The 19,136-nt window shown below is 37.7% G+C and carries 11 protein-coding genes and 3 pseudogenes; 10 read left to right on the top strand and 4 right to left on the bottom strand.

Features of this window, described 5'->3' with window-relative positions; all coding sequences use genetic code 11:
- The first annotated feature begins 9 nt into the window (after window positions 1-9).
- Both BUF11_RS07060 and gmd read left to right on the top strand, forming a co-directional pair.
- Window positions 10-1,080, top strand: coding sequence for a mannose-1-phosphate guanylyltransferase (locus BUF11_RS07060; RefSeq protein WP_073588137.1), 1,071 nt, complete (start codon window positions 10-12; stop codon window positions 1,078-1,080).
- Between the two features lie 71 nt (window positions 1,081-1,151).
- Window positions 1,152-2,174 (top strand): GDP-mannose 4,6-dehydratase, encoded by a 1,023-nt coding sequence (gene gmd / locus BUF11_RS07055; protein WP_073588136.1) that lies wholly within the window; start codon window positions 1,152-1,154, stop codon window positions 2,172-2,174.
- A 441-nt stretch (window positions 2,175-2,615) separates the two neighbouring features.
- On the opposite strand, the pseudogene BUF11_RS24005 reads toward gmd, so the two are convergent.
- The 3 pseudogenes from BUF11_RS24005 to BUF11_RS07040 all read right to left on the bottom strand — a co-directional run.
- Window positions 2,616-2,744, bottom strand: a pseudogene (locus BUF11_RS24005) (transposase); the annotation flags it as partial.
- 169 nt (window positions 2,745-2,913) lie between these two features.
- Window positions 2,914-4,058, bottom strand: a pseudogene (locus BUF11_RS07045) (IS256 family transposase); the annotation flags it as partial.
- Window positions 4,059-4,060: 2 nt separating this feature from the next.
- Window positions 4,061-4,909: pseudogene (locus tag BUF11_RS07040) on the bottom strand (IS256 family transposase); the annotation flags it as partial.
- Between the two features lie 845 nt (window positions 4,910-5,754).
- Here BUF11_RS07040 and BUF11_RS07035 point away from each other — a divergent pair.
- The 5 genes from BUF11_RS07035 (at window position 5,755) to BUF11_RS07015 (ending at window position 12,840) form a co-directional block, all read left to right on the top strand.
- Entirely contained in the window at window positions 5,755-7,014 is a 1,260-nt protein-coding gene (locus BUF11_RS07035) for a discoidin domain-containing protein (protein ID WP_175562006.1), read from the top strand.
- 184 nt (window positions 7,015-7,198) lie between these two features.
- Window positions 7,199-8,233, top strand: coding sequence for a YIP1 family protein (locus BUF11_RS07030; RefSeq protein ID WP_073588134.1), 1,035 nt, complete (start codon window positions 7,199-7,201; stop codon window positions 8,231-8,233).
- Between the two features lie 108 nt (window positions 8,234-8,341).
- Window positions 8,342-9,280 (top strand): N-acetylmuramoyl-L-alanine amidase family protein, encoded by a 939-nt coding sequence (locus BUF11_RS07025; RefSeq protein WP_073588133.1) that lies wholly within the window; start codon window positions 8,342-8,344, stop codon window positions 9,278-9,280.
- A 14-nt stretch (window positions 9,281-9,294) separates the two neighbouring features.
- On the top strand, window positions 9,295-11,778 hold the full coding sequence (locus BUF11_RS07020; protein WP_073588132.1) for a zinc-ribbon domain-containing protein: 2,484 nt from the start codon (window positions 9,295-9,297) through the stop codon (window positions 11,776-11,778).
- 270 nt (window positions 11,779-12,048) lie between these two features.
- A complete protein-coding gene (locus BUF11_RS07015) occupies window positions 12,049-12,840 on the top strand; it encodes an arginase family protein (protein WP_073588131.1) in 792 nt (263 codons plus the stop codon).
- Between the two features lie 56 nt (window positions 12,841-12,896).
- Here BUF11_RS07015 and BUF11_RS07010 read toward each other — a convergent pair whose 3' ends face one another.
- On the bottom strand, window positions 12,897-14,795 hold the full coding sequence (locus BUF11_RS07010) for a polysaccharide biosynthesis protein (protein ID WP_073588130.1): 1,899 nt from the start codon (window positions 14,793-14,795) through the stop codon (window positions 12,897-12,899).
- A 459-nt stretch (window positions 14,796-15,254) separates the two neighbouring features.
- Between BUF11_RS07010 and BUF11_RS07005 the strand changes: the two genes are divergently transcribed.
- The 3 genes from BUF11_RS07005 (at window position 15,255) to BUF11_RS06995 (ending at window position 18,910) form a co-directional block, all read left to right on the top strand.
- The gene (locus tag BUF11_RS07005; protein WP_073588129.1) at window positions 15,255-16,223 is read left to right on the top strand and encodes an ABC transporter permease; all 969 of its coding nucleotides are present in this window, start codon (window positions 15,255-15,257) and stop codon (window positions 16,221-16,223) included.
- 61 nt (window positions 16,224-16,284) lie between these two features.
- The gene (locus BUF11_RS07000) at window positions 16,285-17,223 is read left to right on the top strand and encodes a carbohydrate ABC transporter permease (protein WP_084558532.1); all 939 of its coding nucleotides are present in this window, start codon (window positions 16,285-16,287) and stop codon (window positions 17,221-17,223) included.
- A 55-nt stretch (window positions 17,224-17,278) separates the two neighbouring features.
- Complete coding sequence (locus BUF11_RS06995) at window positions 17,279-18,910, top strand: ABC transporter substrate-binding protein (protein WP_073588128.1); 1,632 nt, start codon at window positions 17,279-17,281, stop codon at window positions 18,908-18,910.
- Window positions 18,911-19,136: the final 226 nt, after the last annotated feature.

Raw genomic sequence — 19,136 nt, 5'->3', positions numbered from 1 at the left:
GAGGGGAAAATGAAAATAACTGCATTAATTATGGCTGGAGGTCGTGGTGAACGTTTCTGGCCTAAAAGCCGTAAAAATTTACCTAAGCAATTCTTGTCACTAACTGGTGATGGTAAAACCATGATTCAGCTGACAATTGAACGCATATTACCATTGGTAAATATGGAAGATATTTACATTGCAACAAATCGTGATTACTATGATTTGGTAATAGAGCAATTGCCTTTGATTCCAAGAGAAAATGTTTTATGTGAACCAATTGGCAGAAATACTGCGCCATGTATAGGGCTTGGTGCAATACATATATTAAGGAAATACGAAGATGCGATAATGATGGTGCTACCGTCAGATCATTTAATCAAGTATAACAGTATGTTTGTAAATACATTAAAAGATGCATGTGAAGTTGCTGAAATGGGAGAAAATTTAGTTACAATAGGAATAACACCGGACTATCCAGAAACCGGGTATGGTTATATTAAATTCAATTCTGAAAGATGTAATAAACGAGCATTTGAAGTAGATTGTTTTGTAGAAAAGCCGAATTTAGAAGTTGCAAAAGAATATTTGACGACAGAAGAATATTTATGGAACAGTGGAATGTTTATATGGAAGGTTTCCAGCATTATGGAAAAGTTTAAATCAATACTTCCTGACATTTATAAAGGACTTGAAAAAATTAAAAGTTCGATAGGAACAACAGAGGAAGAATTTACTTTAGAAAAAGAATTTTACAACTTTCAATCCATCTCTATAGATTATGGTATTATGGAAAAAAGTAAGGGTATATATACAGTACCCGGAGCATTTGGCTGGGATGATGTGGGATCATGGTTAGCAGTAGAACGCATCAGAAAAACCAATGAGTTTGGAAATATAGTTGCTGGAAATATTATTACAATTAATAGTAAGAATTGTATTATAGAAGGTGCAAACAAATTAATAGCAACTGTCGGAATAGAAGATTTGATTATTGTTGATTCTGAAGACGCTACTTTAATATGCGATAAAAGATCAGCAAATGATATAAAGAAGATTTTAGATAACTTAAAAATATGTAATCGGAATGAATATATATAATTAGCGACTATTTTATTGTAAATTTCGGAGTATAACATATAATATATTATAAAGTAAAGGATGATGATTTGATGAAAAATGCACTTATAACTGGAGTAACAGGCCAAGATGGCTCATATTTGGCGGAATTATTATTAGAAAAGGGTTATGATGTTTATGGAATTATAAGAAGAAAAAGTTGTCTGGATTACGGTAATGTTGAACATATTAAAGATAAAATTAAGTTTATATATGCAGATATGACAGATATAGTTTCACTTATTAATGCAATGAAAGTTTCTAAGGCTGATGAAGTTTATAATTTGGCGGCACAATCTTTTGTCGCAACTAGTTGGGAACAGCCCATAACGACAGCTGAAATTGATGCTATCGGAGTTACAAATATGCTTGAGGCAATACGTTTGACAAATACTAAGGCAAAGTTTTATCAAGCTTCTACAAGTGAAATGTTTGGATTAGTACAAGAAGTCCCACAAAAAGAAACAACACCTTTCTATCCTCGCAGTCCATATGGAGTTGCTAAAGTGTATGGACACTGGATTACCAAAAATTATCGAGAAAGCTATGGAATGTTTGCTTGCTGTGGTATTCTTTTTAATCATGAAAGTGAACGTCGTGGCAAAGAATTTGTAACACGTAAAATTACAGATGCAGTTGCTAGAATTAAATTTGGCCTGCAAGATCATATTGAGTTGGGCAATTTAAATGCTAAGAGAGATTGGGGACATTCAATTGATTATGTTTATGCAATGTGGCTAATGCTACAGCAGGAATCACCAGATGATTATGTAATAGCAACAAATGAAACTAGAACAGTACGTGAATTTGTGGAGATAGCTTTTCAGCGCATTAATATTGAATTAGTTTGGAAAGGCATGGGAATAAATGAGGTAGGATTAGATAGAGTTACAGGGAAAACGTTAGTGTCAATTAATCCACAATATTTCAGGCCTGCAGAAGTAGAACTTCTGCTAGGAGATTGCACTAAAGCAGAGAAAAAATTGAAATGGATTCGTAATATATCATTTAAAGAATTAGTTAATAGAATGGTAGATAATGATATAGTAATTATTCAAAAGGAATTAAATATTTAATAGACTAATGCCTATTGGAGGGTATAAGAGGTGGCTTTAAAGGAAGTGCATTATATTGAAAAAGCTGTTGTAATAATGAATTTTCCAGTATATCTAAAGAGAAAGCTTTTATAAGGATATCGATTTCCATGGTTAGAGTTAGAGAGTATAGGAGAAATTAGCTGCTATTGTGATGAGGCTGTACAAAGACAAATTAAGTGTGTGAAGAAAAGTCTGTAACTTAACACCAAATAAATAGGTCTTCTATGATAAAATAAATTCATAGGAGGCCTATTATTATGGCGAAAGAGAGAAAAGCTCACAGAATAGAAATTACCGGAGGGATGACGTATCTATTTAACGATACCGTCAAGTATTTTCGCATAATCATAATTAGCCGTTTGGTTACCGGTAGTTAGCTTACTATGTAAGCTGCTTCATGTTCATGTATAGTTTTGCACCCTACTGGGTTCCATCTACATGGCGAAGTCGGGCACACACCAGCATAAGAGCTGACTGCCCATCAGGAAATGTGCCTACTACTTTTGTACGTTGCTTTATTTCACGATTCAGACGTTCAATCGTATTGTTTATCTGTGAGAGAGTTTCAAATTCCGTGTAAACTCTAAAACTAAATGTAAAATATGTTGATAGTTATTAAGGGCAGAGCCAGTTTCTTAGGTTTCTGCCCTTGTTTGTATTATAAAACGATTTTTGGACATGTCAAGCAAACGATCGAAAAATCCTGATAATTTATGGATTACTTTAATCGTTCTTCAAAATATATCTCTAACTGGGAATGTATCTGACCCCAGTCCTGATGGTGGCCAGTCCATTTCTTAGTGATATCCATGGTTGCAAGATACAGCATTTTTAGCAGACTGTCATCGGTCGGAAATACGGTTTTGCTTTTTGTAACCTTCCGGAGCTGCCGGTTAAAGCCCTCAATGGCATTCGTGGTATAAATTAGCCTTCGGACAGCTTCCGGATATTTGAAATAGGTCGAGAGATTAACCCAGTTGTCTTTCCATGACTTTGCTATTTTAGGGTATTTTTCTCCCCATTTACCATCAAATAGATCCAACTCGCTTAAGGCGATGTCTTCGGTAGGGGCAGTATAAACACGTTTTAAATCAACCATGAGCGGCTTTATATCCTTGTAGGATACAAACTTTGTTGTGTTTCGAATCTGATGGATGATGCACTGCTGAATTTCTGTCTCCGGGAAGATTGCAGCAATTGCCTGAGGAAATCCAGTCAGTCCGTCCACACAGGCAATCAGGATATCTTTTACTCCTCGGTTTCTTAAACCATTCATGATAGAAAGCCAGAACTTTGCACTTTCATTTTCTCCTACATACATACCCAGGACATCTTTACGTCCGCTCATATCAATACCGATGGCGATATAAACAGCCTTTTTTATAATACGTCCTTCACTTCGAACGTGAAAATGTATGGCATCCATAAATACGACCGCATATATTTCTTCCAGAGGCCTTTCCTGCCATTCTTTCACGATAGGGAGTATCTTGTCTGTAATCCGACTTATGGTACTGTCCGAAATATCAACGCCATAAACTCCTGCATATGGCTTTCGATGTCACCTGTAGTCATACCTTTTGCGTACATGGAGATGATTTTTTCCTCCATATCCTGACTGATCGTATTCTGATATTTCTTTACGATTTTGGGTTCAAAATCTCCGCTCCGGTCACGGGGAACATCTAATTCCATGTCTCCATAACTAGTATGCATTGTTTTCGTGTTATAACCATTCCTGCTATTATCCGTTTCTTTGTTGCGAAAATCATACTTGGAATATCCTAACTCTTCCTCCATTTCACCATCCAGACTGCCTTCCAGGATAACAGACATCATTTCTTTCATGAGAGCATTGACATCTCCTTACTTTCCTGGGCGCGGATGGCTTTCAGCATTTTAGCTACGAATTTCATACGACTGTGTGGAGTTACCGAAAAGATATTTCTGTGGAAATGTACGGTACAGTGTTGATATTTTGCGTCAGGGAACACTTGTGGGATGGATTCCAGTATACTAAGGTTTTTATCTCCAATAATTAAGCGGACTCCTTTGAGGCCATGGCTCTTTAACTTAGTAAGAAAGATTTTCCAACTCTCCCTGTCCTCCTTCATGCCTTTGGATGCACCAATTATCTCACGATAACCGTCTTCATTTACAGCAATGGCTATCAGGATAGAAACATTCTCGTATTCGCCTCACCAGCGGCGCTTTAGAAAGATACCATCAAAACAAAGGCATAGGGATAATTTCCGCCGCTTAATGGACGGTTATGCCAGGTTTCAATGTGTTCATAGGCTTTCTTATTTAAGTTACTTATAGTTCCCGGTGATACCTTGGTTCCCCATAGAGCTTTTGTGATATCTTCCACGCGGCGAACGGAAACACCAGCTAGATACATTTCAATGGGTGCTTCTTCTACAGAGCATTCCCGTCTGCGGTAGCGCTCTATGATGGCTGTTTCAAACGGAATACCCTTGAGTTTTGGCACGTTCAGCTTTACTTCACCCGAAGTAGTAACAAGATTTCTCTGGTAATGACCAGAGTGGTAACCCTAACGATCATTGGAACGCTCATATTTCTCGGCATTGACGAGTTCATTGGCTTCTTTGTCAAGTAGGGCATTGAGGGGTTTCCTCAACAATGGAACATACTAGATCCTTTAATTCGGTTTCGATTATTTTTTCGTTTAATTGTATAATGTTATCAGACATGTTTCATAGCCCTCTTTGTGAGATTTGGTGTGGTAACTTTATTTTATCAAGCGGCTATGGAACATGTCCATTTTTTGTTGAATTGATTTTGCAAAATTAATTATACGTCATCTATTTAACGGATTGGTGTAATAGATGATTCATCCATAATCATAAAAATGATATGTATATATTGACATTTATGCCATAATATGCTGTAATAAAGAATATTATGGCATATAGTTTAAATATGTTATTATATGAGGGCACAGATGAAAATCGTATTAAAAACTTGAAATTTCTGTAAGAACTCTTTGGTTATATAAAGACTTATGGAACTCCACACGAAAAACTCAAATGAAATGCATATGAAAAAGTTAAGGTTAATGATTATAGCAATGGATTTTATCCTTTTTATTGTTTTCAGGTGATGTAATAACTGCGGAACGGAAGATGTCTGGTATGTTTAGCAGAATGATACCTAAAAAGTTATTTTGAATCTTGAAAAAGATCAACAATATTATCTCTATATCTCTTATATTTAAGTCTTTCCTATGTGAATGCTGACAGCTGGATAAAGCAAAGCATCCCTGCAAGAATTCAATCACCTTTATTTCCAATGCCGGAGATGATGCTATAGCTCTGCTGTGCTATTGTAAAGCTGTGATTTCCTATTTGTTAATAGATAATGCTAAAGTATTAAGAAGGCTATATCTTTCTGAAAGATTATATAAATTAGCGTGGCAAGGCCCATGATTATTACAGTAAAATTTGCATCAAATAAGGTTCTGTATATAAGAAGCGAAATAGTAGCAATAGCTGACATGAAATACATTGATCTAAAAAATGACTGGGCGGGAGGACTTATGGCAAAGTTTTGTACAGAATGCGGTGCACAAATGAAGGAAGAAGATATCTATTGTGCCTCATGCGGAACCAGGAGAAGAAGCAGTATCAGTATGGTTACAGAGAATCAAAGTATTCCAGAGGTTATCAGCTATAAGCCCAAGAAAAAAATCCCCTTTTGGTTATGTATATTTGTAATTATTGCAGTTGGTGCAGGGGCATATTATATGTATACCAATCGGTCTACCCCGGAGAAAACAATAAGTAAATTTGAAAAAAGCTTTAACGAACTGGATGTCAGTGAAATGATTGAATGTTTCGAACCAAGTGCCCAGGCACTGTACAAGGGAACTATGGCTCTTATTTCTGGTTTAAGCGGAATGGATGCTAACACTATTCTTGAGAGGGCATTAGGATATGCGGATATAGTGATTGATGAAAAGCAGCCGCAAATTAATTTTGTCGTTTTATCTGTCGATTATAAATCCAAAAACACTGCAGAGGTTAATGTGGAATGTTCTTATTACAGTGACGGCAGAAGGGAAAGCTCGACTGAAATTATTGATATGGTGAAAGTGAAGGGTAAGTGGTATATATCAACATCGTGGTTCCTTGATACGGATACCGATGAGGAGGAAATATTAGAAGAGAATAATAAAGAAGATGACAATGTAGATGTTAATACAGCGGAAGATACCAATGCAGATGAGGATATGGATGATGCTGCCGAGGAAACTGGAAATTCCATTGCAGATAGTGATACAGAAGATTCCGATACATATGAAACAGCTGATGAAGCAAATCTGGCTGAGGCAATTGAAGACAGTGAATTCATTGATAACAGCATTATCAGGTCCGTTTCCATATCGTCTGAATTAGCCCCACAAACAGATAGTAATGGGGCGAATGACTATATCGGTGAAAATGCTTTAGATGGCAATTCTGATACTGCATGGGTTGAGGGAGCGGCTGGCAACGGAGATGGAGAATGGTTACAGCTTGACCTGGACGGAGCACATGTAGTAAATGGAATAGAAATCAATAATGGATATAGGAAAACGCAGGATTTATACTTGAAAAATGGACGTGCAAATGAAATTAGAATTTATTTTTCAGATAATACTTACGAAGATTTTACATTGACGGATGATTTTAGCACTGTCAACCGTCTGGACTTTTCTACAGAACATCTGACAAACTATATTAAAGTTCAAATTCTGTCAGTATTTGAGGGAAGCAAATACCAGGATACCGGTATATCAGATATATTTCTATATTAACTTAGATACTTTCAATATATTCCATATACAAATCGAAAAATACAGGAATCTCTTTATTACGTTTTGTTCGGAACGCGGACATAAAAATGTTAAATGTTACCTATGTACAGCAAAATGATACATGATTAATATCCACAATGGATTTTAATATAATTTACTATTAAAGGATATGGGAGGAAAGAACATGGGAAATTTTTGTACACAATGCGGTAAAAGGCTGGAGGAAGGCCAGACTTGCGATTGCCAAAGCGCAGCACAGCAACAGGCCTATACACAAGTACCGCCTCCGCCTGCAGCACAGCAACAGGCCTATACACAAGTACCGCCTCCGCCTGCAGCACAGCAACAGGTCTATACACAAGTACCGCCTCCGCCTGCAGTACAGCAACAGGCCTACACACAAGCACCGCCGCCTTCACCAGCAGTACAGCAGCAAACTTATACACAAGTGCCGCCGCAGCCTGTAATGCAGGGCCAGGCAGGACAGCAGGTTCAGATAGTTCATGCAGAGGGATATTTGAAAAAGCTGACGGATACGGTTGTACGGATATTAAAATCGCCGGATAAAGCTTTAGGTGAATTTGTAGGAACAAAGAATTCGCAGATTGCAATTGGAATTATGGTTGTGCAGGGATTATTGTTTGCCGCTTATATGGCTGCTCTGTTTTCAAAAGTTAATTCGTTGCTACAGACCTACTTCAGTTTGTTTTCAGGTGCATTGAGTGAGCTGGAGGATGCCTTGAATTATTTTGGGGGCTCCTCAGAAATGTTGAAATTTCCTTTAACGAAGATATTTGTAATTTCATTCATTCTTATGGTTGGCCTGTCCCTCTTATTTGCCGGAATTTTACTTGTAGTAGATAAGGCTTTTTTCAGGGGAGAAACTTCTTATACGCATATGCTGTGTGCATCCAGTGGAAGAAGTGCTGCTCTAATCCCAGTTACAGCTGCTGCCATTATCGTTGGATTTATTAGTCCGGCATGGGGATTGGCCGTTCTTATGGCAGGTGATATACTGGGCTATTTTTTCACAGGTGCGGCATTAAAAGCAGCCAGTACTACAGAAAGTAATAAGAGGATTTACTGCTTGTTTATATCTGTTGTTATTTTTGGTATATTAACAGGTATTGTTATAAAGATTATCTACCCGATGTATCTGCCGGAGACTTTAAAAACAGCTATACAGACTATGAAATCCATGAAAGGATTTGGCTTATAAAAGTCAGATACCGTATATCTCCTCGGCAAAGCCGGGGAGATATTGTTATATTTGAAAAAGTATAAAAAGGAAAAACTCCGGAAATTAAAGTAAATGAGGTACAGGGGAATGAAAAAGCAATATTTTATATTCGTTTTAATGGTTATTTTACTATTTGCTTCCTGTGATAAGAAGTCGGATACAGTTAGGGAAAACAATAGTACCAATATTCAGGAAACACCGAGTGTTACGGGAGAGGTGAATGAAACACCGGATAGAAACCCTGAAGGTGAACAAGAACCAGCATCAGGAAATGATGCACAGACAAATGATGACACAAAGCTTCAGGATAACGCAAAAGCTGGCGATAACACACAAAAGACAGATGATACAAAGCCTGCCGCAACTGTTCCCCAAGGAGATATTGTTGATGAGAAAATTATATGCATCGATCCGGGACATCAGGCACATCAGAATTCGGATCTTGAACCCATAGGACCCGGAGCGGATGAAAAGAAGCCGAAGGTTTCTTCCGGGACCCAGGGAAAATATACGGGTAAACCTGAATATGAGGTCAATCTTGAAGTATCTTTAAAGTTAAAGGAAATCCTGGTGAATAAGGGTTATAAGGTAATTATGATTAGAGAAACACACGATGTCAATATCAGTAATTCCGAAAGAGCTCAAGTTGCAAATGACAGTAATGCAGATGTATTTGTAAGAATACATTGCAATGGGGCGGAAAATCCGGATACCCACGGTATACTTACCATGTGTTCCACAAAGGATAATCCTTATTGCGGGCAGTTCTATGAAAAAAGCAGAAGACTGTCTGACAGCATATTAAAGCAATTATGCGATATAACAGGAGCAAAGGATATGGGGGTAATCGAAACGGATTCCATGAGCGGTATTAACTGGTGCCAAGTACCTGTTACCATTGTTGAGATGGGGTATATGACAAATAAAGAAGAAGATTACAAATTAAGTGGAGATGAATATCAGAAGAAATTGGCAGAGGGAATAGCAGAAGGCATTACAGAGTATTTAGACAATAAGGCAGAATAGGGGGGACTGACAACATGTTTTGTTCAAAATGTGGAACGAAAAATTCAGATAACAGTAAATTCTGTGCTGCATGCGGTGCCAGAATTGAAAGTAATCATGTGAGGGAGCAGCAGCCCGTACCGGACATAATACCGGAAGCAGTAGTTCCAGAGACCGCAATCCCGGAAACCGCAGCTCCAGAAGGTGCAACCCTGGAAGCAGCAACTTCAGGAACTGCAATCCCGGAAATTCCGTTGCCGGAAATCGCAATCCCGGAGGATACTCTGCCGGAAGTTAAGTTACCCGAAACCATAATACCGGAAGCTTTTACACCTAACATGAAAACTGCTGATATAAGCAATGGATATAATAGCGGATCAGGAGAAAAAGTCAATGGAAAGCAGCCGGCAAGGAAGAAAAAAATATGGATTATACCAACGGCTGTAGTGCTGGTTGTTGCATTGGTTGGAGCGGGCTATTTCTGGGGGGTTAATAAGACACCGAAGGAAGAGGCGGATGCTTTAAAGCAGCAGGAGGCTGTTACAGCAGCACCATCAGTAGAAGCAGCTGTTACAAATGAAATAGTTCAGGAGTTAAAGTTTACGCAGGATAAGCTGAAAGTCAATGCAGGAGAAGAGAGTGATATGTATGCTCTTTTAAGCAGTTCCAACATTGAAAAAGGAGATTTAATCTGGAGCAGCAGTAATACGGAGGCTATCAGTGTTGACAAAAACGGTAAATTGACAGTAAACCAGATGGGTGTGACAGTTACTATAAAAGTCACATGTAACTCTAATAATAAGATATCAGCAATCTGTGAGGTTACTTCTGCTTCAGAAAAAGATTCCTTGACGGCACAGCTCTTAGCTTTAAATGCTCCCGGTGCCAAACTAGAGTCAATAGACATAACGAAAGATAATTATTCACCGGCAGAAAGAAATAAAAGCTATAAATGGGATACCGCTTTGTTTTATACGCTGGAAGAAATCAGTCCGGACAATGCGGAGGACGGATTAATTAATTCCTATGATATCGAAAAGAAACAATTGGTTAATGATGGTACCGGCAATAAAATGGAATATGAGATATATAGAAATCCAGCTAATAATATAGTAAATAAAATAGTAAGCATTGAATATTTGGGTGACTATTTAAAAATCAGCGATTACTATTTCGATGACAATGGAAAAGTAAATTTTATCTTTGTCCGAAAAGATATTAATTACATTCCGGCTTATGCAAATCCTACAATTGATGGTGAACGTTTTTATTTCAACAAGGATGTGCTTGTGAAGTGGAGAACAGTAAAAGAGGGCAAACAGACGAATTATATCATTGGCGGCAATGAAAAAGAGCGTGGCGGAAATGCCGGTAAGGTATATTTGTACGATGACCTTGCAGAAAAGAAACAAAAGGCTTATGATAAGAAAGAAAAGGAAATGATAAATGCCGCTTACAATACTTATCAGGTGGTTCTGGCTGCAAAAGGTATCAGTAATATTATCGGCTATGTCAATGATGAGTACGGCAATCCGATGGCAGGTGCTAAAGTAAAGCTTTACTCTGTCGAATATGGAGACTATCTTCTGGAACTGGAGACGGATGGCAACGGCATGTATTCCATTGTTGTGCCGTCAAAAGATGCAGAGTATAATATTTTGGTAGAGCTGAACGGTTATGTTGCTACAACACTTTATGGTATCCGAATGGATAAGCAATCCGTTGGAGTTTATCAGGAAAATATCTATTTGGTGCATGCAAATGGCAGCAGCTATGATATAGAACTGGTTCTTACAGATGCTTTAAACAGGGCAGATGATTATGATGGCATGTTAAGGCTTGATAATGCGGGGGTTCAGGTAAGGCCAGGCATCAATAATAAGACCGGCAGTGTGTATCTTTCCGCAGAGGCGGATCAGAATGGACAGGTCTATGTAAACCTGAAGGAAGGAACCTATACTGTTGAAATTAATAAAACCGGTTATGCTACTACTTATTATACCATTGTAGCGAAAGAAGGTATTAATAATATCCAAATTAATACTTCACCGTTATTGAATGAGGATGAGATTCGTATCGTTCTGACCTGGAGCGATAATCCGAAGGATTTGGATTCTCATTTATTTACTCCTTATGACAGCACCAGCGGAGACAGTACATATCATATATGGTTTGGGAATAAGGCAGACTTTAATGGCAATAATCTGGATGTGGACGACACGGATGGTTACGGTCCGGAGACAATGACAATTAATCATTTAGGTAACGGTTTGTACAAATATTATGTGGCGGATTACAGTGACTGCAGTATCAAAAATACCAGTTCCACCGCTATGTCATTTTCAGATGCGAGAGTGAGTGTTTATACAAAAGACGGACTTGTGCAAAGCTATTATGTACCAAATAACAAAGAAGGTGTAATATGGGAATTGTTCGAAATCCGAAACAAGAGGATTATACCGATTCAGAGATACTACAATAATATAGATGATAAAACATGGTGGAATAATGAAAAATAAGCTCCCTGTTGCAGGGTGTTTGCAAAACTAGGTAAAATTAGAATCAGGGAGAAGCAGCACAAAGATATAACAGGAGCTGCTTCTCCGCTTTTTTATCGGACATCTAAATTTGAGATAGATTACAAATTATGAAAATGTTTATTCTAAAAGTCAGAATTAAACTGCATATGCTATAGCAGATGAAAGTTTTAAAATACCTAGATAATATAGCTAAAAGGATAATATTGGGTGTTCCCTGATTAAAAGCGCCTTGAAAGGATGTGTATTACGGTGGAAAAACCAGTTGTAATAATGAACTTTTCCGGGATATATGAGAAAGAAAACTTTTATAAAGATATTGATTACCAGTGGCTGGACTTAAGGAATATAAGAGGAACCAACTGCTATTGTGATGAAGCTGCGCAGAGCCGGTTGAAAGAAATACTAAAGGGTTACACTCCTTACGGGATTCATTTTATTGATTCCGGTAACTATCATTATGTCACGAAATTATGGACGGAGAAAATAAGCAGGCCTTTTTCCCTGATCCTGTTTGACCATCACACGGATCTGCAGCCACCGGCATTCGGAGATATTCTTTCTTGTGGATCATGGGTGAAGGTTATGCTGGATACCTGCCCGAACCTGGTCAGAGTCTATCTCATTGGTATGCCGGAGAAGAATTGCTACTTTGGAGGACAGGAAAAGCGAAAGAAACTTATCTGGATTAGTGAGGAAGAAGTTTTACAGGAAAAGAATTGGAAAAGAACTTTTTTATCTTCCCTGACGGAACCTGTTTATATTTCTGTTGATAAGGATTTGCTAAGTGAAGAAACGGTTAAGACCAATTGGGATCAGGGAAGTATTACAATAGATAAGCTTGAAGAAATGTTGGAAGCTGTTTTAAATAATTGTTCTGTCATTGGTATGGATGTGTGCGGGGAATATATTAATAAGGAATATGACAGAACAATTGAGAGAAAGTGTGCCGAGCGGTATTACAAGGCACACGATATAGTAAACAAACTTTTATTGGAGCAATACTTGAATACGGAAAACGCCTTGCTTCGGAAATTCAATTAAGAAAAATATTGTAAAAAATCCATGAATGCATAAGCATTTCATGGATTTTTTGTTTATTATGATAAAATTTCTTTACTTACTGCTACATACTGTATGATACCGGCATTTTCAGGGTGATAGGTCGGTACCATATCTATAAGTCTTTCTCTGATATCATCCACTTCTTCTTTGGCTGCTTTGTCCAGTTCCAGTACCTTTTTAAGAAATTCATCTGCATCAATATCAATCTGTTTCCCAATAAATATTAATTTATTATTGGTGGAAGATAAACCTTCATCTTCCATAAGAAGCTCCTCATATAACTTTTCACCGGGACGAAGACCAGTGTATTCGATTTCTATGTCCCTGCCAGGCTCATAACCGGATAGACGGATAAGGTTTTCAGCCAGGTCTGCTATCTTTACCGGTTCGCCCATATCCAGAATAAAGATCTCACCGCCTTTTGCATAAGCGCCAGCCTGCAGAACTAAGGATACGGCTTCGGGAATAGTCATAAAGTAACGAATGATATCGGGATGAGTCACTGTCACAGGACCGCCTCTTTGAATCTGTTCCTTAAATAGAGGAATGACACTACCATTGCTTCCTAAGACATTACCAAAACGTACTGCTACAAATTCCGTATCGGATTTTTTATGAAATGCCTGGATTATCAGTTCACAGATACGTTTGGAAGCACCCATGACATTGGTGGGATTAACAGCCTTATCGGAGGATATTAAGATGAACTTCTTTACTCCGTACATATGGGCGGCCAACGCCATTTTATAGGTACCCCCCACATTGTTTTTTATTGCTTCATTCGGACTGTCCTCCATTAGAGGAACATGCTTATGTGCAGCAGCGTGATAGACAATATCCGGGCGGTATTGATCCATTATCTTATGAATGCGCTTTGTGTTCCTGACGGAAGCAATTAATACGGTTAAATTTAGCTCAGGATGGGTATTTTTAAGTTCCTGCTCTATGAAATAGGCATTATTCTCATAAATATCAAGGATAATAAGCTGCTTTGGTTTGTGGTCTGCAAGCTGTCTGCAAAGCTCGCTGCCGATGGAACCACCGCCGCCGGTAACCAGAATGGTTTTATCATGTACATAATTCATTACTTCGTTTAAATCGATTTTTACAGGATCGCGTCCCAATAAATCATCAATTTCCACATCCCTTAATTCTGTTACACTGACCTCTTCATTAATAAGCTGGTACATACCAGGCAGTATTTTTAGTTTGCAGTTTGTCTGCTTGCAGATATCAAGTATTTCACGTATTGTTTTCTTGCTTGCGGAAGGCATGGCAATGATAATACTGGTGATTTCGTATTTCTCTGCATTTTCTAAGATGTGGTTCCTGTCACCTACTACTTTTATACCTTGAATATAACTTCCAAGCTTATCTTTATTGTCGTCAATGGCACATATGACACTACCATTGATGTAAATACTTCCTGCTATCTCACGGATAATAGAGCTTCCTGCTTCTCCTGCACCGATAATCATAATGCGTTCTTTTACGGCACCAAAGTTTCTCCTTGAGAGCCTTCTGATATAACGGTAGAAGAAACGTCCCATGCTGATAAGAAGAATTAAAAAAAGAGTGCTCAAGGGATAATAGCTTCTTGGTACATGTATCTCTAATATGTAATGCATTACAACCAATTGGACGGCACCAGCACTTATACAGGCAAAAAGGATGTTTGTCAGCTCATCGATTCCGGCATATTTCCATAAACTGTTGTAAAGCCTGAACAATGCAAAGATTAGTATTGTAAGCAATGTATTGACAAAAGCATAAGATAACACCGCTTCTGCATAAATGGTCGGTACCTGGCTGATTCGAAAGTCAAACCGGATTACAAGGGCTAAAAAAGCTGCCGTATTAATGAAAATAGCATCAAGCAGTAGTAGAAAAAGCCTTCTGATAAAAAGCTTTTTATCTTTTATGAATTGTTTCATATATCACCTCTAAGCGATAAATGTTCTCGCATGCCTTAAATTTTTAGCTGAAACTAAGCTGGCTTTATAGATGTATTCTATGCCCGCAAAAGAGTAGCTTCTAAATAGATATAATAGCATAATTCCTTATTCCTTACAACGGTTTTTGGAAACAAACAATAATAACCAAAACAATAATATCCAAATAATTCACGAAATAAGGAGGGGTTTATTGGTGAATTTTACGCTTCTTATTAACAGTTTTTTTCAAAGCATAGTGCCGTTTGCACTTGTCTGTGTTAAAAAAGTACAAAAAAGATTGCGGATAACAACAAAAACTATAGCGAATAACATATATGAACAAATAATAGCAATTTTGTTCCGTTACTAATTCATTAAAATATTGTAAAATTAGTATAAACAATAACAGTAAGAAATAACTTCAAATAGAGCACAGAAAGAAGACAGGAGGACAAAGTTATGGCTAGATTAAAGGCTGAGGCAAAAGGAAAGGAGAGGGGCTGGGGAAACAGAAGAAAAAAGACAATATTATTACTCAGCATGGTTGCACCCGGAGCTATCTGGTTAATTCTATTGCGTTATCTGCCCATGTTTGGTATCATACTTGCCTTTAAGAATTACAAGATTTATACCAAAGACCCTTCGCTGTTCAACAATATTATGCACAGTAAATGGGTGGGGCTGGATAATTTCAAATTCATGTTTAAGACCTCTGATTCATGGGTGATGATACGTAATACATTGGGATACAATCTTTTTTGGATATTGTTGGGAATTATAATAGCGGTTAGCTTTGCTGTTATGCTGGATCAGGTAACTAATAAATTCGTCGCAAAGAGCTATCAGACAATGATGTTCTTTCCGTATTTTCTTAGCTGGGTTGTTGCAAGTTATTTTGTACTGGCTTTTCTTGATCCTACCAGAGGACTTATTGCACATTTTCAGAAAAGTCATGGAATGAGTGTTACTAACTGGTACAATGAGGCATCCTATTGGCCGTTTATTCTTACTATAGCTAATATGTGGAAATATATTGGGTATTCAACAATTCTTTACCTTGCGGCAATTACCGGAATTGACGCTTCACAGTATGAGGCGGCCAGCATTGATGGTGCCAGCAAGTGGCAGCAGGTATGGTATGTAACCATTCCTCATTTGAAAACTATGATTATTATATTGTTTATAATGAATATTGGAAAGATTTTTAATGCTGACTTTGGTCTTTTCTACAGTGTACCTTTGAATTCTGGACCTCTGTTCCCTACCACACAGGTTATTGATACATATATTTACCGTACTTTGATGGCTACCCATAATGAAGGAATGAGTACAGCAGCGAGCTTAATACAGAATTTTGTTGGTTTCATATGTATTATGACTGCGAATACCATTGTACGCAAAGTGGACGAAGAGAGCAGTTTGTTCTAGCTGGTTTGGAATAATACGAATAGGCTGGAAGAAAATTTGACAAAGAAAGTAAGGGTGAATTATGAGTAAAACAGATAATACAGTGGTAATAAAGAAAAGAAAAAGAAGTTTAAATTCTGTAAGTATTCCTGCAGAGATTGTTATAAATGTGATTTTAGGGATTTTTTGTCTCGCATGTATCATTCCATTTATTTTTGTTATTATTATATCCTTTAGTTCACAAACCAGTATCAGGGAAATAGGATTCTCTTTTATACCAAATAAGTGGTCGTTAAGTGCTTACAAATATATTATGGATTTAGGAGCGCAGCTTTGGGTATCTTATTTTAACAGCTTCTTTGTAACAATTGTGGGAACATTACTTAGTGTACTTATATGTGTATTATATTCTTACGCGTTGTTTAGAAAGGACTTTAAATTCAGGAGTTTCTTTACCTTTTTCAGTTTCTTTACAATGCTCTTTGGCGGCGGTCTTGCACCGACTTATATGGTTTGTAAGAATATGCTGGGATTAAGTGATAATTACGCGGCATTGATTGTACCGATGCTTGTGAATCCTTTCAATATTATTATTATGAGAACCTTTTTCCAATCTTCTGTTCCTACAGAACTGATTGAATCTGCATCCATTGACGGCAGTGGAGAGTATAATACTCTATTTAAGATTATTGTACCTATTTCAAAACCCGGTATTGCCACGGTGGCACTGTTAAATGCATTAGCCTATTGGAATGAATGGTTTATTCCTATGCTCTATGTCAGGGATGCCAAATACATACCGCTGCAGTATCTTTTGATGAAGATGCAGAATCAGGCTGATTTCCTGGTGAGAAATGCAGGAGTTTTAGGAGCGGAAGCGTCCAAGATCATGAGTACAATTCCACAGGATACCCTGCGTATGGCACTGGTTGTATTAATCGTTATTCCCATTGCCTGTGCATATCCGTTTTTCCAGAGATTTATTATATCCGGTCTTACAATTGGTTCAGTAAAAGGATAAGTTCAGCGGAATTATTCCAGCTGCTTATATAGAAAAAAAAGGAGGATTTATATTTATGAAGAAGGTAGTATCTATCATCCTTACACTGGTTCTGGTGTTTTCATTAGCTGCCTGCGGTAGTAAGGACAACAAAAACACTTCCGGTAAGGTGGACAACGACAAGCAAACTACAAACACAGGGGATACTGGTGCAAAGGCTACAGATGCAGCAACAGACACTGCAGCAACACCTGACATTTCTGAACCTGTCACTTTAAAGTGGTACCTTGATGGCAGCACCGTTACAGATGACAAAGAAGTACTTGCAAAAGCAAATGAGTACTTAAAAGAAAAACTTAATGTAACACTGGAACCTATTTGGGGAACTTGGGGAGATTTTGATACCAATTCAGTACTTGCTATAAACGGTGGTGATGATGTTGATATTTATTTCACCAGCTCATGGAGTGCCAATGAGTATAATGCATTTGCTAAGAAGGGTGCATGGGTTCGTCTTGACAATCCTGATAACAACCTGATTGAAAAATATGCTCCCGAACTTTGGAAAACACTTCCTACAGTATTAACAGATGGCGCTAAGATCAATGGATCCGACGGCTTAGGTGTATATGCAGTTCCTGGTTACAAGGATATTGCTACACAGAACTGCTGGGATATCAATGCTACATTACTTGAGAAATACGGCTATACCGTTGATGATATCAAGAAGCTTGATTACTATAGCTTTGGCGATATCTTAAAGAAAGTAAAAGATGGTGAAGGCGATGATTTCTATCCTCTGTTAGTAGAAGGCGCTGTACTTGAAAGAATGGTTGACAATTCCATAATTGTTACTGGTGATGCCGGAACTAATAACCTTCTTTCCTATTACATTAATCCTACAGATCCTTCACAGGAAGGCTCTTATGGAAACAAGATTTTAAGCAAATTCGAAACACCTGAATATAAGAAATTCGTAGAAAAGACACGTGAATACTTCAATGCTGGTTATATTGATCCTGCAATGGGTAATGCTAACCAGGCAAATGATACACGTACTGCAAAGCAACTTTCCGGTCAGTATTTAATCGGAACACAGAGCTATTCACTTGGATATGAAGTTCAGGCAAGCAGCGAACGTAAGATTAAAGTTGAAATGGTTCCTTCCACACCTGCTTATGTTGATACTACATCTTCACAGGGTGCTATGATGGCTATTTCTACATCTTCCAAGAATCCTGAACGTGCTATGATGTTCCTTAACCTTTTAAACACTGATCCTACACTTTTCACACTGTTAGATTACGGTGTTGAAGGCACACACTACGATTTAAAAGATGGTAAAGTTGTATTCACAGATAAACGTGCAAATTATCAGCCTTGGACAAATGGTATGGGTAATGTAACACAGCTTCCTCCTTTAGACGGACAGGATGCTAATTTCTGGGATAACTTTAAATCATACTATGGTTCTGCTAAGAGTATACCTGCTTTAGGCTGGGCATTTGATCCTACAAGCGTTGAAACAGAATTAGGCTCACTTGCAAACGTAGCTGCAGAGTATGCACTTGCATTAAATACCGGTACAGTTGATCCTGCAACAGAATTACCTAAGTTCATCCAGAAGTTAAAAGATAACAGTATTGACAAGGTAGTTGAAGAAGCTAATACACAGTTAGCAGATTATTTAGCAAATAAAGGTAAATAATTGACTGAAAAAGCTTCATAGTATATTTGAAAACATTGTATATGACTGCCCTACAGCATGGTTTACTGCTGTAGGGCAGTTTTTTAATGTTATTTCAAGCGTTACATATATTTTGGAAGATTATTTCTATTTTCAGTATTAACATGGTGAGATCCCCTTTCCATTGACATTTTCGTAAATTATCCATATAATTGAAATTGAAACTCAAATGCATAAATATTATTTC

Source organism: Anaerocolumna xylanovorans DSM 12503 (assembly GCF_900143645.1).
Lineage (GTDB): Bacteria > Bacillota > Clostridia > Lachnospirales > Lachnospiraceae > Anaerocolumna > Anaerocolumna xylanovorans.
The sequence above is the reverse complement of the archived record's forward strand: the minus strand, read 5'-3'. Positions and strand labels throughout refer to the sequence as shown.